Origin of the sequence: Myxococcus sp. MISCRS1 (genome assembly GCF_026626605.1) — a bacterium.
Classification (GTDB): Bacteria; Myxococcota; Myxococcia; order Myxococcales; family Myxococcaceae; genus Myxococcus; species Myxococcus fulvus.
Genome location: NZ_JAPNKB010000001.1, coordinates 1122120 through 1135287, shown reverse-complemented (window position 1 = coordinate 1135287; position 13168 = coordinate 1122120). Strand labels below are relative to the sequence as shown.

At 69.6% G+C, this 13168-nt stretch carries 14 protein-coding genes; 6 read left to right on the top strand and 8 right to left on the bottom strand.

From position 1 onward, the window contains the following. Window positions 1–81: 81 nt before the first annotated feature. Window positions 82–645: an NADH-quinone oxidoreductase subunit B gene (locus OWM54_RS04250; protein ID WP_046712975.1), complete on the bottom strand. Its 564-nt coding sequence runs from the start codon at window positions 643–645 to the stop codon at window positions 82–84. Window positions 646–651: 6 nt separating this feature from the next. After that, window positions 652–1023 (bottom strand): NADH-quinone oxidoreductase subunit A, encoded by a 372-nt coding sequence (locus OWM54_RS04245; protein WP_046712976.1) that lies wholly within the window; start codon window positions 1021–1023, stop codon window positions 652–654. A 248-nt stretch (window positions 1024–1271) separates the two neighbouring features. On the opposite strand from OWM54_RS04245, the gene OWM54_RS04240 reads away from it, so the two are divergent. Further along, window positions 1272–2837 (top strand): methyl-accepting chemotaxis protein, encoded by a 1566-nt coding sequence (locus tag OWM54_RS04240; RefSeq protein WP_267696688.1) that lies wholly within the window; start codon window positions 1272–1274, stop codon window positions 2835–2837. A 3-nt stretch (window positions 2838–2840) separates the two neighbouring features. Here OWM54_RS04240 and OWM54_RS04235 read toward each other — a convergent pair whose 3' ends face one another. The 3 genes from OWM54_RS04235 to OWM54_RS04225 all read right to left on the bottom strand — a co-directional run bounded on the left by OWM54_RS04235 (window position 2841) and on the right by OWM54_RS04225 (window position 5807). Then, a complete protein-coding gene (locus OWM54_RS04235) occupies window positions 2841–3065 on the bottom strand; it encodes an amphi-Trp domain-containing protein (protein WP_046712978.1) in 225 nt (74 codons plus the stop codon). A 122-nt stretch (window positions 3066–3187) separates the two neighbouring features. Next, the gene (locus OWM54_RS04230; RefSeq protein ID WP_267696687.1) at window positions 3188–4855 is read right to left on the bottom strand and encodes an arylsulfatase; all 1668 of its coding nucleotides are present in this window, start codon (window positions 4853–4855) and stop codon (window positions 3188–3190) included. Between the two features lie 133 nt (window positions 4856–4988). Further along, window positions 4989–5807, bottom strand: coding sequence for a PHP domain-containing protein (locus tag OWM54_RS04225; protein ID WP_046712980.1), 819 nt, complete (start codon window positions 5805–5807; stop codon window positions 4989–4991). 82 nt (window positions 5808–5889) lie between these two features. Here OWM54_RS04225 and OWM54_RS04220 point away from each other — a divergent pair, with 82 nt between their 5' ends. The 4 genes from OWM54_RS04220 to OWM54_RS04205 all read left to right on the top strand — a co-directional run bounded on the left by OWM54_RS04220 (window position 5890) and on the right by OWM54_RS04205 (window position 7801). Beyond that, window positions 5890–6360 (top strand): RrF2 family transcriptional regulator, encoded by a 471-nt coding sequence (locus OWM54_RS04220; RefSeq protein ID WP_223746829.1) that lies wholly within the window; start codon window positions 5890–5892, stop codon window positions 6358–6360. A 12-nt stretch (window positions 6361–6372) separates the two neighbouring features. Beyond that, window positions 6373–6642, top strand: coding sequence for a hypothetical protein (locus OWM54_RS04215; RefSeq protein ID WP_223746830.1), 270 nt, complete (start codon window positions 6373–6375; stop codon window positions 6640–6642). Between the two features lie 91 nt (window positions 6643–6733). After that, complete coding sequence (locus tag OWM54_RS04210) at window positions 6734–7168, top strand: OsmC family protein (protein ID WP_223746831.1); 435 nt, start codon at window positions 6734–6736, stop codon at window positions 7166–7168. Window positions 7169–7273: 105 nt separating this feature from the next. Continuing rightward, window positions 7274–7801 (top strand): hypothetical protein, encoded by a 528-nt coding sequence (locus OWM54_RS04205; protein WP_223746832.1) that lies wholly within the window; start codon window positions 7274–7276, stop codon window positions 7799–7801. Window positions 7802–7880: 79 nt separating this feature from the next. Here the strand turns inward: OWM54_RS04205 and speA are convergent, their stop codons facing one another. Beyond that, window positions 7881–9887, bottom strand: coding sequence for a biosynthetic arginine decarboxylase (gene speA, locus OWM54_RS04200; RefSeq protein ID WP_046712985.1), 2007 nt, complete (start codon window positions 9885–9887; stop codon window positions 7881–7883). Between the two features lie 227 nt (window positions 9888–10114). On the opposite strand from speA, the gene clpX reads away from it, so the two are divergent. After that, complete coding sequence (gene clpX / locus OWM54_RS04195; protein ID WP_267696686.1) at window positions 10115–11191, top strand: ATP-dependent Clp protease ATP-binding subunit ClpX; 1077 nt, start codon at window positions 10115–10117, stop codon at window positions 11189–11191. Here clpX and OWM54_RS04190 read toward each other — a convergent pair. Further along, entirely contained in the window at window positions 11181–11948 is a 768-nt protein-coding gene (locus OWM54_RS04190; RefSeq protein ID WP_267696685.1) for a CvpA family protein, read from the bottom strand. The two genes, clpX and OWM54_RS04190, sit on opposite strands and share 11 nt — an antisense overlap. Window positions 11949–11969: 21 nt before the next feature. Then, window positions 11970–12956 carry a J domain-containing protein gene (locus tag OWM54_RS04185; RefSeq protein ID WP_267696684.1) on the bottom strand — a complete coding sequence of 329 codons (987 nt, stop codon included), beginning with the start codon at window positions 12954–12956 and terminating at the stop codon, window positions 11970–11972. Window positions 12957–13168: the final 212 nt, after the last annotated feature.

Here is a 13168-nt window from a genome sequence, read left to right as displayed (position 1 = left end):
GCAAAAACCAGGGGCCCCGACGCCGCCCTTCGAGAGGGTGGCACGCGGGGCCCCGGGGGTACTTCGTGGGCTTCGGGTGGACTACTTGCCCATGGAGATGAGCAGGTCGTGCCGGGCCGCGGTGGGGTTGGGCTGCTCGCGGTCGGCGATGCGGTGGACCTGGTTGGCGATCTTGTCCTGGAGCAGCATGAGACCGTCCAGCACCTGCTCCGGGCGGGGCGGGCAGCCGGGGATGTAGACGTCCACCGGGAGGATGCGGTCGATGCCCTGGAGCACCGCGTAGTTGTCGTAGAAGCCGCCCGAGGACGCGCACACGCCGAACGACACGACCCACTTGGGCTCGGTCATCTGCTCGTACACGCGCTTGAGGATGGGCGCCTGCTTCAGGTTGATGGTGCCCACCACCATCAGGAGGTCCGCCTGCCGGGGCGAGAAGCGCGGGAACTCCGCGCCGAAGCGCGCGATGTCGTGACGGCTGGCCGCCACGGACATGTACTCCATGCCGCAGCAGGCGGTGGCGTACGGGTAGGTGAACAGCGAGTACTTGCGGGCCCAACCCAGGCCCTTGGAGACCATCCGCTGGAAGAAGCCCATGGCCTCGTCACGGCGGGTCGTCAGCACTGGAGCGATGTCTGCATCAGCCATGATGGTTCAGCTCTCCCAATCCAGGGCGCCCTTCTTCCACACGTAGATGAGCCCCACCACGAGGGTCACCGCGAAGACGAGCATCTCCATGTACCCGAACCAACCGAGCGCCTGGAAGTTCACCGCCCAGGGGTACATGAACACCGCTTCGACGTCGAACACGATGAACAACAGCGCGACGACGTAGAACTTCACCGCGAACCGCTGACGTGCCGGGCCACTCGACTCGGAGCCGGCCTCGAAGGCGGTCGACTTGATGGCGCTCGGGCGCTTGGGGCCCAGCAGCGAGGTGATGAAAGGAATCGCGACGCCCATGATGCCGGCCAGCAGCAGCACCACCGCCAGGGGCAGATAGGGCGAGAGGGGAGAGGGAGTCATCGCGCGCGGAACCTAATGACACCCGCTCACCCATGTCAAAGGGAAAGTCCCCAACCCGGCGCCGCAACCCCTTGAGATGACGACGAAAAGCGCGGCTGGTCCCCGCCGGGGCGGGCAGGGGGCTGGCGGATGTCTCCTCGGATGTCGCTCCAAGGGGGCGCGTTTGACGCTCGCGGGGACGGACGCCTACCGTCGTGCGGCCCGCGCAGGCGGGCGATCAGCGCTGCACTTGGGGAGAGGAAGAGGGCATGTGGGGCCGGCTCGGCTTGCGGATGCAGGTGGCCATCGCGGTGCTGGTGCCTTGCCTCACGGTGATGGGCCTGTGCATCTGGAACTTCTCCGCCCGACAGCGCGAGGTCTCACTCGACTTGCTGCAGAAGCGCGCCCGGGTGCTGGGCTCCCTGGTGGCGCAGCATCCGGCGGTGCTCCAGTGGGACGGCTCGCGGGAGGCGCAGGCACGGCTGGAGACGGTGCTCGCGCGGGTGGAGGCGCGTGACGCGGACGGCGACGCAGGCTTCACGGTGAGCTACCAGGGACTGCTTGGTCCGGACGGTCGCCCCGTGTACGCGTCGCTGGCGCGGTTGCCGGAGCACGCGCGGGGGCCGACGCTCCGGGTGCTCGAGGGCTGCGTCACGTCGCTCATCGGCCTGCGCGAGGTGTCGCTGCGGTGCGCGAGCGGCGAGCGGACCTATGTCGTGGGCCTGGGGCTGGACGAGGCGGCGGCGTCCGTCACGGAGCTCAAGGGCTCCGTGGTGGTGGGGCTGGTGGGCGCTCTGGGCCTGGGGCTCCTGTTGGCCGTGCTCATCGGCAGGACCATCGTCGACCCCGTGTCGCAGGTGACGGAGGTGGTGCGGGACGTGGCACGGGGCGATGTGTCGCGCATGGAGCTGGACGTGCCCGCGACGGGCGAGGTCCGGCTGATGGCGGAGTCCTTCAACAAGATGCTCGGCACGCTGCGAATCACGGTGCTGGAGCTGGTGTCGCGCACGGAGCAGCTCTCCGGCGCATCGCGGGGACTGTTGGGCGCGTCCGCGGACCAGGAGCACGTCATCAGCCAGCAGGCGGCCTACGCGCAGCAGATCGCCGCGACGTTCGAGGAGCTGAGCCGCACGGCCGAGCAGATCTCCTCCTCCACGGAGGTGGTGGAGTCGAGCGCCCGGCGCACGCACGAGGCGGTGGCCGAGGCGATGGCCGTCGTCGCCCAGGTGGTGGCGGGCATCAACGACATCCGCACCGAATCCAAGGGCGTGGCGGACGCCATCGTCGGCCTCAACCAGGACCTGCAGCAGGTGTCGAAGATCGCCCACGTCATCAACCAGGTGGCGGAGCGCTCGGACCTGCTCGCGCTCAACGCGGCGCTGGAGGGCACCAAGGCGGGCGAGGTGGGGCGGGGCTTCTCGCTGGTGGCCGCGGAGATGCGCAAGCTGGCGGAGAACGTGTCCGCGTCCGCGCGCGATATCGGCCGCATCGTCGAGAAGGTGCAGGACTCCGGCGAGGAGGCCGCGTCGAAGGCTCGCGTGGGCATGGCGACGAGTGATCGCGGCGTCGAGGTCGCGGAGCAGGCGTCCTCGGTGTTCCAGCGCATCGTCGAGCTGGCGCGTGGCACCAGCGAGGCCGCGCGGCAGATCACGATTGCCACGCGGCAGCAGCGTCAGTCCAGCGAGCAGGCCGTGCAGGGCGCGCGCAACGTGGCGGAGCTGGTGAAGCAGGGCGTGGACGCGACCGGGCGCACCACCCGCATCGCGCAGGACCTGCAGGCGGTGGCGGAGGGGCTCACCACCGTCACCACCCGCTTCAAGACGACGCGCGGCTGAGGGCTACTCGCGCTTCCAGCGGACCTGGAGCTCCAGCTCGTCCACTGCGCCCTCTCGCTCGTGCTCGACGCTGAAGTACGCGTCGGCGGGCACGTGCAGCCGCTCGCCGGCCACCTGGATGCTGAACGCCTTGCCCTTCTCCAGCGCGTCCGCCAGCCGGCGCAGCTTCGCGACGAACTGCGCGCGCGGGTACGTCTTCTCGATGTCTCGCTCGGGTCGTTTGGCCATCGCCCCATCCTGCCAGCGAGGTCCCGCACCGTCGAACTCCGGGCCTGTCGGAAAACGGGCCCGCGACACGGGAGGGCCCGTGAAGCACGGTGGCTTCACGGGCCCTCATGGCAAGCGTCCGCTCAGGCGTGGCTCTGCTGGAAGCGGTGCAGCGCCTGCTCCACCTCGTTGGCCAGCGACATCACCTGGTCGCCGACCTCGGTGCGGTCGTCGCGCTGGGCCTCCTTGATCTTCTCCTTCACCCGCTCCTTCAAGTTGCCGACGCTGAGGCTGCCTGGGGCCTGGCTCGGGATGTAGTCGATGAGGCTCTCCGCGAACCGCTTCACCAGCACCTGCGCCGGGACGAAGAGGAACATCCGCTCGCCGTACCACTGCGTGTACAAGCCGGAGAAGAGCCCCTCCTCGAACGGGTCCGAGCGCAGGTTGACGAGGTAGGGCCACGCCGGATTGAAGCGCTTGCCGCTGAACCACATGTCCGGGCCCCGGCCGTCCTGGTAGCTGAAGATGACCTTCCAGTCGTCGTAGCGCACCGCCGCGAGGTTGCCGCTGTCGAGCACGTAGATGAACTCGTGCCGCCGCCCCGGCTCCTTGCCCGCGAGCAGGCCGCGCTGGTCATACCCGTCCAGGTGGACGCGGAACTTCTTCTTCCCCACCGTGTGACCCGCCTTGCACTTCTCCACCAGGTCCTCGGGGCCGCCCGCCGCCGCGACGAAGGTGGGCATCCAGTCCTCGTGGGCGAAGATGTCGTTGATGACGGTGCCCGGCTCGATGACGCCCGGCCAGCGGACCACGCAGGGCACGCGCACGCCGCCCTCCCACGTGGAGCCCTTCTCGCCCCGGAAGGGCGCGTTGCCACCGTCCGGCCAGCCCATCTTCTCCACGCCGTTGTCGGTGGAGAACACGACGATGGTGTTGTCCGCGATGCCCAGCTCATCCAGCTTCGCGAGCAGCACGCCCACGTGGTCGTCCAGCTCCGTCATCGCGTCCGCGTAGAGCCCCTTGCCCGTCTTGTTGCGGTACTTCTCCTGGAGGAACGTCCACACGTGGGTGCGCGTGGTGTTGTGCCAGATGAAGAACGGCTTGTCGTCCTTCGCCGCGCGCTCCATGAAGGACAGCGAGGACTTGAGGAACTCCTCGTCCACCGTCTCCATGCGCTTCTTGGTGAGCGGGCCCGTGTCCTCGATCTTCTGGCGGCCCACGCGGCCCCAGCGGGGATCCTCCGTCGGGTCATCCCGGTCCGTGGCCCAGCAGTGCAGCACGCCGCGCGGACCGAAGCGCTCCTTGAACGCCGGGTCCTTCGGGTAGTCGGGGCACTCGGGCTCGTTCTCCGCGTTGAGGTGGTAGAGGTTGCCGTGGAACTCGTCGAAGCCGTGCACCGTGGGCAGGTAGCGGTTCGAGTCCCCCAGGTGGTTCTTGCCGAACTGGCCACACACGTAGCCTTGCGGCTTGAGCATCTCCGCGATGGTCGGGTCGGAGTCCTGGAGGCCGTAGTCCGCGCCCGGCATGCCGATGGTGGTCAGGCCCGTGCGCAGCGGGTTCATGCCGGTGATGAAGGCCGCGCGGCCCGCGGTGCAGCTCTGCTGGCCATAGCAGTCCGTCATCATCGCGCCCTCGCGGGCGATGCGGTCGATGTTGGGCGTGCGGTAGCCCATCATCCCCTGGTTGTAGGCGCTGATGTTCCACAGGCCGATGTCATCGCCCCAGATGACCAGGATGTTCGGCTTGCGCGCCGGCTGCTTGCCGTGCCCATTGCCATTGCCATTGCTCTTGGATTTCCCGCTGGATGCCATGTGCCTGCTCCCCCATCGCCCGCCGTCGGTCGACTCCGTCCGGCCTTCGGAATGGTGAGGCGGAGGAGGGGACTGGACCTCGTCCCAGGGGCTGGCCCAGGCGCGCGAGCGAGCGGCGCTTCAGCCCGAAGGCTCAGGCCGTGGCGCGCGAGCGCAGCTTCGCGAACAGCTCCGGCGGCATGGCGGCGCTGCCCAGCTTGTGGTCGGCCGACACCGCCTCGCCGTGGAAGTCGCTGCCCGACGTCGGCACCAGGTCGTGCTCCTTCGCCAGCGCCAGGTACTTCTGCTTCAGCGCGGGGTTGTGGTCCGCGTGCAGCACCTCCAGCCCCGCGAGGCCCGCCTTCACCAGCTCGCGCAGCTCCATGCGCTCCACCTTCGACGAGCCCGGATGCGCCAGCGTCGCCGTCCCGCCCGCCTTGCGGATGAGGCGGATGGCGTCCGCGCCGTCCAGCTTGAAGCGCTCCACCCACGCCATGCCCCGCGTCCCCAGGAACCGGTCGAACGCGGCCTTCATGTCCACCGCCCAACCCTGGTCCACCAACACGCGCGCCAGGTGCGGCCGCCCCAGCTGCGCGTCACCGGCGATGGCGCGCACGTGCTCCATGCGGACGGGGAAGCCCAGCTGCTGCATCCTCGCGACCATCGCCTCCATCCGCTGCTCGCGCTCACCACGCAGCCGCTGCGCGAAGCGCGCGAGGTCCTCGTCCTCCGGCCTCACGAAGTGCCCGAGGATGTGCACCTCGCGGCCCAGCACGAAGGCGGAGATCTCGATGCCGGGCACCAGCTCCACGCCGTTCGCGAGCGCGGCGGCCTTCGCCTCGGCGAGCCCCGCGACCGTGTCGTGGTCCGTCACCGACAACACCGTCACGCCCGCGGCCCGGGCGCGCTCGAGCAACTGCGTGGGCGTGTACTGCCCGTCGCTGGCGGTGGTGTGGGAGTGCAGGTCGATCACATCGGTCTCCAGGGGCGAGCGGTTGAAAGCCGCACTGTCGCGACCTAGGCTCTTCTTCAAACCACGAGCCACGTCAAGGGCGATGCCGCAGCACCCACTCCAGATCTCCCGGAAGATTGAATACGGACTGAGGGCCATGACCTTCCTGGCCTCTCAGCCGCTGGAGCGCATGGTCCCCTTCCGGGAGATTGCCCGGCGCATGGACGTGCCCGAGGACTTCCTCGCCAAGATCCTCAAGGTCCTCCTCTCGCGCAAGCTGGTGCGCTCCACCCGCGGCGCCCACGGTGGCTACGCCCTGGCGCGCCCCGCACGGGAGGTGACCTTCCTGGACGTCATCGAGGCGGTGGAAGGCCCCGTCAACGTCAACGTCTGCCAGGACACACAGCATGACGGCTGCCGGGCCACCGGGAGCTGCACCATGTACGGCGTGTGGAAGCTGGGCCAGCAGCGGATGTTGGAGGTGTACCGCTCCACCACGCTGGACCGTCTGGCGATGACAGAGCTGAAGGGCTCGCCGCCCGCCGACTCGCTGTCCCTGGCCGCGCGGGCCTAGACTGCCCGGCCCATGGCCAAGAAATCCGAGTCGAGCATCGAGAACCGGGTGTACCTCTTCGAGTCGCTCGCCAGCAGCTACGTGGCCGCGGCCTCGGACGCGCTGGGCTCCAAGGACTCCGCCGAGCGCGAGCGCGCCCGCCGGGCCCTCGCGGAGCTGGCGTACGTCTCCTGTGTGGTGGCGGACACCGGGGACCTGTCCCCCGAGGCCGTGCGGGAGCGGCTGCTGAGCGCGCCCGCCCCCGAGCGGAAGTCCGCGCGCCGCGGCAAGCGGAACAAGTAGGCGCGCCCCCTCGCGCCGTGGATGATGAAGCTGCTGGAGCGCCCCGTGAGTGGAGCGCCCCCGAAGTCACCCGGCCCGAGGAGAGAACGACATGAGCCAGCAACAGCCCCCCGCCACCGGCGTGGTGATGACCCTGGTCAGCCACCCCCAGTTCAAGACGAAGCTCACCCACGGCCCGTCCACCACGGAGCTGCAGACGGAGGCCCCCCGGGACAACGGCGGCACCGGTGGCAGCTTCTCCCCCACGGACCTGGTGGGCGCCGCGCTGCTGGCCTGCGCGGTGACGACGATGCACCTGTTCGCCTCGCGAGAGGGCATCTCCCTGGGCGAGATTCGCGGCCGCGTGGAGAAGCGCATGACGCCGCCGCCGCGCCGCATCGGTGAGCTCGTCGTGGACCTGCAGATGCCCGCGGGCCTGTCCGCCGAGCACCGCGCCCGGCTGGAGCAGGTGGGCCGCGAGTGTCCGGTGGCGCGCAGCCTCCACCCCGAGCTGAAGCTGCCGATGACGTTCAGCTACCCGGACTGAAGAGCGCCCGCCCGCTCGGTGTACACGGGAGCCTCCTGGCCTTCGCTGCCAGGGGGCTTCGTCGTGAAGAGTCTTCACGACGGCACTCCCAACCCGGAGAGGGGCATGGACGCGAAGCGCCTGGGCATCTACCTCAACGACCACCACGCGGGCTCCGTGGCCGGCATCGAGCTGGCCCGGCGCACCGAGTCGGAGAACCACAGCAACCTCGTGGGCCACTTCCTGGCCACCCTCGTCCCGGAGCTGCGCGAGGACCAGCGCATGCTCGAGGCGGTGATGGGCGCGCTGGAGCTGCGAAGAGATCCACTCAAGTCCCGCGTCGCGTGGGTGGTGGAGAAGGCCGCCCGGCTGAAGCTCAACGGCTCCTGGGTGCGCTACTCGCCGTTGAGTCGGCTGGTGGAGCTGGAGGGGCTGTGCACCGCCACCGAGGGGCGGCTGTCCCTGTGGACCACGCTGGCGCGACTCCAGCGGAAGGACACGCGGCTCGCGCCGTTCGACTTCGAGTCGCTCATCGCCCGAGGCGAGCTGCAGAAGGCCGCGCTCCAGCGCCTGAGGGCCCGCGCCTCGGACGTGGCCTTCGCCGACGAGCCCATGGCGTTCGGCTCGGGCGAGACGCCCATCGCCAGCTACTGAGGGCCGCGGACACCACGCCCCCCGGCGCTTTCGCGGCGGAGGGCGTGGGGGCTTTCAGTCACCTGTCACGGCAGGGGCGTCAGGTGCCCGAGGGCGACACCGGAGGCCGGGTGGCGTCCGGCTGCGGCACCAGGCGCAGCTGGCTGGCGCTGCCCGCGAAGCTCGCGTCCACGCCGCGCTCCAGGTACGTGTAACCGGACAGGCCGTCCTCGTACATGCGCAGCAGGGTGCGCGACTCGTCCAGGGAGATGCGGCCCTGGCGCAGGGCCATCTCCGTGAACTTGCGCAGCCGGGCGACCAGGTCGTCCTTGTTGTAGCTGACGTAGTTGAGCACCTCCGTCACCGTGTCGCCCGCGACGACGTGGTCGATGAGGTAGCCCCCGTTGGGCGCCAGCGACACCTGCACGGTGTGCGTGTCACCGAAGAGGTTGTGCAGGTCGCCGAGGATCTCCTGGTACGCGCCCACCAGGAAGATGCCCAGGTAGTAGTCGTCGTCGTTGAGCGCGTGCAGCTCCAGCGCGTCCTTCACCTCGCGCTTGTCGATGAAGTGCTCGATCTTCCCGTCGGAGTCGCAGGTGATGTCCGCCAGCGTCGCGCGGCGCGTCGGCTTCTCCGCCAGACGGTGGATGGGCATCATCGGGAACAGCTGGTCGATGGCCCACGAGTCCGGCAGCGACTGGAACACGGAGAAGTTGCAGAAGTACGTGTCGCTCAGCGCCTTCTCCAGCGACTCGAGCTCCTCCGGGATCTCGCCCGCCTCCTTCGCGATGCGCATGATCTTGTGGCAGGTGGCCCAGTAGATGTTCTCGGCCGCCACGCGCTGCTCGAGCGACAGGTGGCCCAGCGAGAAGAGGGTGAGGCTCTCCTCCTTGGCGTCCTGCGCGTCGTGCCACGCCTCCAGCAGGTTCTTGTTCGTCACCTCGCGGAAGGTGGACAGGAGGTTGCGCACCACGGAGGGCGCCTTGTCGTCCACCTTGTCCGGCAGCTGCGCCGGGTCGAACTCGCTGGTGCCCAGCACGTCCACCACCAGCACCGCGTGGTGCGCGACGACGGCGCGGCCCGACTCGGAGACGAGCGTCGGGTGCGGCACGCCGGCCCGGTCACACGCCTCCATCACGCCGAACACCACGTCGTTGGCGTACTCCTCCGTCGTGTAGTTCATGGAGGAGGCGAAGTTCGTCTGGGAGCCGTCGTAGTCCACGCCCAGGCCGCCGCCCACGTCCAGGTACTTCAGCGGCGCGCCCTGCCGCGCCACCTCCACGTAGAAGCAGCCCACCTCGCGCAGCGCGTTCTTCACGTTGCGGATGTTGGAGATCTGGCTCCCCAGGTGGAAGTGCAAGAGCTCGAACGCGGGCAACAGGCCCGTGTCCTTCATGAAGGCGATGCAGCTCATCAGCTCGGAGGAGGACAGGCCGAACTTGGAGCGATCTCCGCCGCTGGCCTCCCACTTGCCGGCGCCGCGCGTGGACAGCTTCACGCGCATGCCCAGCCGCGGGGTGATGCCCGTGCGACGCGCCACCTCGGCGATGAGGGGCAGCTCGCTGGGCTTCTCCACCACGAGGATGACGTTGCGGCCCAGGCGCGAATAGAACAGCGCCGTCTCGATGTACTCCTCGTCCTTGTAGCCGTTGCAGATGACGAGCGCGTCCTCGTTCTCCAACAGCGCCATCACCGCCATCAGCTCGGGCTTGCTGCCGGCCTCCAGGCCGTAGTTGTAGCCCTTGCCCGCCTCGATGATGGTCTCCACCACGTAGCGGTGCTGGTTCACCTTGATGGGGTAGACACCCCGGTAGCCGCCCTTGAAGCCCTGGTCGGCCATGGCCTTGCGGAAGGCCTCGTTGAGGTGGACGACGCGGTGGCGCAGCACGTCCGTGAAGCGCAGCAGCAGCGGCAGACCGATGCCGCGGCGGCGCACTTCGTCCACCAGGTCCTTCAGGTCCATGCTGGGGGCCTGGGGCCCGTCCGGGTGGACGCAGACGTGACCCTTGTCGTTGATGCCGAAGTAGGGCGAGCCCCAGTTCCGGATTCCATAGAGCTCGTGCGCGTCAGCGAGGGTCCAGCGGTGCGGAGGGGCGTTTGCGGGCATCGGCGGTTCGAGGCTCCCTGGGAAGAGAGAGGGTGGACTCCAGTCAACAGTGGAGGGGCGCGGGAACTATAGGAAAGCCCCCCGGCATTCAACAGCCGCCTGAAAGTGGAGCGAGCGGCCAGGCAGACGTCCCGCTGGGGCCCCTGTCCTGGCGGGCGGACCTTCCATCCGATTCCTACCCTTTGTCCGGAGTGTCGGGAGGACGCGTGGATAGAAGGGAAGGGTACATGGAGTCGTCCGCACGTAGGGAAGAAGCGCCGCTGACCCCTCGGGAGATCTACGAGCGACTGGACCGGTACGTCATCGGCCAGGACGCCGCCAAGCGCGCGGTGGCCATCGCCGCCCACAACCACCTCAAGCGGGTGCAGGCCCGACGCCTGCGCCGTCAGTCCCTCATCAAGAAATCCAACATCCTGCTCATCGGCCCCACGGGGAGCGGGAAGACCCACATCGCCCGCAACCTGGCGGAAATCCTCCACGTCCCGTTCACCACGGTGGACGCCACCGAGTACACGGAGGCCGGCTACTACGGGAAGGACGTGGAGGTGATGATCTCCGACCTGCTGCTCAAGGCGAACCACTCCGTCGAGGACACGCAGCGGGGCATCATCTTCGTGGACGAGGTGGACAAGATCGCCCGGCGCTCGCAGGGGGCTCGCAACGGCGCGGGCAGCCGCGACATCGGCGGCGAGGGCGTCCAGCAGGGACTGCTCAAGCTCCTGGAGGGGCGCGAGGTCTATGTCCCCCTGAACGTCACGCAGGCGTGGAACAAGAGTGACTTCGTCCAGGTGGACACCCGGGACATCCTCTTCATCTGCGCGGGCACGTTCAGTGACTTGCACGACTACGGGGACGAGCCCGGCGGGGGACGGCCCCTGGGCTTCGGCGCGGACGAGCGCTTCCGGCGCGCGAAGAAGCGCATTGGCACCAAGCAGCTGGTGGAGTTCGGCATGCTGGCGGAGTTCCTCGGGCGCCTGCCGGTGGTGGTGCAGCTGGATTTGTTGGGCGAGGCGGACCTCATCCGCGTGCTCACCGAGCCGCCGGACTCCATCATCCGCGAGTTCCGCGAGCTGCTCGCCATGGACGAGCTGGAGCTGGACTTCGACGACGGGGCGCTGCGCGAGGTGGTGCACTACTCGGTGGCGCGCGGGCTGGGGGCGCGCGGGTTGCGCTCCATCCTGGAGCACGTGATGGCGGACATCATGTTCGAGGCCCCCGAGCGGCGGCGTCGGCAGGTGAAGGTGGACGCGGACTACGTGCGCCCGAGGCTGGCGACGCTGGACGCCGTGGAGCTCAACGTGTGACGTCCGCGTCACGCTCCGAGGCCTGGGCGGCGGCGCCCAGCCTCGCGGCGATGTCCGGGTCCTGGATGAGCTGGAGGACCAGGTCGTTGCGCAGCAGCGCGGCGGTGTCACCCCGGGCGAGCGCCTGCTTCACCTGGTCATCCTGGAGCAGGCGCTGGAAGCGCGGGTCCTTGCGCAGGGCCTTGTAGGCCGGGTCGTTCTTGAGCTTCTGGGAGCGCTCCGGGTCGGTGCTGGCGCGGGCCACCGCCACCATGTCCTCCATGGGGGCGAACTGGCTCATCTCGAAGAGGTTGTAGCGGCGCGCGGCGGACACGGCGAGCGAGTCCTTGGGGGACACGCCCACGCGCTTGCCGGCGATGACCACGTGCTGCTCGAAGAAGGACATGGCGCTGAGGACGAACCACGCGAAGGCGGCCGTCTTGGCCGCGCCCAGGATGAAGCCCAGGAGGCGGTCGATGCTCCGGTCCTCGTTGTCCTTTCCGGTGGCGAGGAAGCGCGCGAGCAGCGCGCCCAGGGCGTAGCGCACCGTGAGCCAGACGCAGACGAACAGGAGCGCGGTGCCCAGCACGAGGCCCACGACGAGCGGGCCGTCCACGGCCTCGGCGAACCGGGGGGCGAGCAGGGGCCCCAGCTTGCGCGACGCGAAGTAGCCCAGCGCCAGCCCCACCCAGTTGGCGACCTGGCGGGAGGCGCCGGTGAAGGCGCCGATCATGCCGAAGAACAGCACCAGGCCCAGGATGACGAGGTCGATGACCATGGCGAGTCGGGGCGCGGGGCGTCAGCGGATCTTGAACGAGTCGCCCTTGCCCTTGGCTTCTTCCTGGAGGCGCTTCTGGGCCTCCGCGAGGTTCTCCTTGTAGCGCGCGTTGGAGGGCTCGTAGGTGAGGGCCATCTTGAGGTTGCGCTCGGCGGCGGACCAGTTGCCCGCGTCGATGTCCTTCTGCGCCTGCTGGTAGAACTGGCGGCCCTTGGGGTGGGTGCCGATCTGTTCTTCCTGCTCCTTCTTGGCGGCGGCCTTGGTCTCCGCCTCGGAGGCCTCGGTGAAGCGCAGCTTCTGGGCGCGCTCGGGGCCCGTCACGTCGGTGACGTACTTCTTGCGCTTCGTGTCGTCGCGCAGGACGTAGTAGGCCTCGGTGACGCGCTTGTAGAGCTCGTGGACCTGCTCCTTGAGCTGCTTGTCCGTGATGTGGAAGAAGCGGTCCGGGTGGTAGGTGCGGCTCTCCCGGTAGAACGCCTTCTTGATGTCCGCGGGCGTGGCCGTGCGCTCCAGCAGGAGCACCTCGAAGTAGTCGAGCTGCTCCAGCTTCGCGCAGCGCGACGCGAGGTCCGCGAGCTGGTGCTCGTCGAGCCCCGGGCCCTTGGCGGCGCTCGGCGGAGGAGGCGGTGACAGCGCGCCCGGTGGCGGGGGCGGCGGCGTCATCGGCGCCACGGACGGGACCAGCGGGCTGACGGCGGGCACGCGGGGCGCGGTGACCGGCGGGATGCCCGGGACGGGAGGCCGCGGCGAGAGGTCCGACGGCGCGATGGCCGGCAGCGACATGGTGGGCCGGGCGCCGGGGCGATGCGCGGGGACCGAGGGTGGAGGCGGCGGTGGGGCGACCTGCCCGACGGCGAGCGTCGGAGGCGGGCGCGGCGTCAGGGCCGGACCGCGCGGCGCGGCGGGGGCACCCGTGGCCGGAGCGATGGAGGGCACCGCTGGGGCGCCCGTGGCCGGGGCGATGGAGGGCACCGCTGGGGCGCCCGTGGCCGGGGCGATGGAGGGCACCGCCGGCGCGATGGGCGGAACGACCGGGGAGATGGCGGGAACGGCTCCCGAGGGAGGACGGTTCGCGGGCGCCGCGCGAGGTGCGCCCGCGACGGGAACTGGCGTCGGCGGCGTCAGTCCGACCGGAGTTCCCCTCGGAGCGGGGCCCGAGCCGGGGGGCATCGGCGGCGTCAGTCCGACGGGAGTCCCTCGCGGCGCGGAGCCAGAATCGG

Coding starts and splice junctions, on each gene's coding strand:
- OWM54_RS04240 (WP_267696688.1), top strand. CDS start 1,272: ATGTGGGGCCGGCTCGGCTTGCGGATGCAGGTGGCCATCGCGGTGCTG.
- OWM54_RS04250 (WP_046712975.1), bottom strand. CDS start 645: ATGGCTGATGCAGACATCGCTCCAGTGCTGACGACCCGCCGTGACGAG.
- OWM54_RS04210 (WP_223746831.1), top strand. CDS start 6,734: ATGAGCCAGCAACAGCCCCCCGCCACCGGCGTGGTGATGACCCTGGTC.
- OWM54_RS04220 (WP_223746829.1), top strand. CDS start 5,890: ATGCCGCAGCACCCACTCCAGATCTCCCGGAAGATTGAATACGGACTG.
- clpX (WP_267696686.1), top strand. CDS start 10,115: ATGGAGTCGTCCGCACGTAGGGAAGAAGCGCCGCTGACCCCTCGGGAG.
- speA (WP_046712985.1), bottom strand. CDS start 9,887: ATGCCCGCAAACGCCCCTCCGCACCGCTGGACCCTCGCTGACGCGCAC.
- OWM54_RS04230 (WP_267696687.1), bottom strand. CDS start 4,855: ATGGCATCCAGCGGGAAATCCAAGAGCAATGGCAATGGCAATGGGCAC.
- OWM54_RS04205 (WP_223746832.1), top strand. CDS start 7,274: ATGGACGCGAAGCGCCTGGGCATCTACCTCAACGACCACCACGCGGGC.
- OWM54_RS04245 (WP_046712976.1), bottom strand. CDS start 1,023: ATGACTCCCTCTCCCCTCTCGCCCTATCTGCCCCTGGCGGTGGTGCTG.
- OWM54_RS04215 (WP_223746830.1), top strand. CDS start 6,373: ATGGCCAAGAAATCCGAGTCGAGCATCGAGAACCGGGTGTACCTCTTC.
- OWM54_RS04190 (WP_267696685.1), bottom strand. CDS start 11,948: ATGGTCATCGACCTCGTCATCCTGGGCCTGGTGCTGTTCTTCGGCATG.
- OWM54_RS04235 (WP_046712978.1), bottom strand. CDS start 3,065: ATGGCCAAACGACCCGAGCGAGACATCGAGAAGACGTACCCGCGCGCG.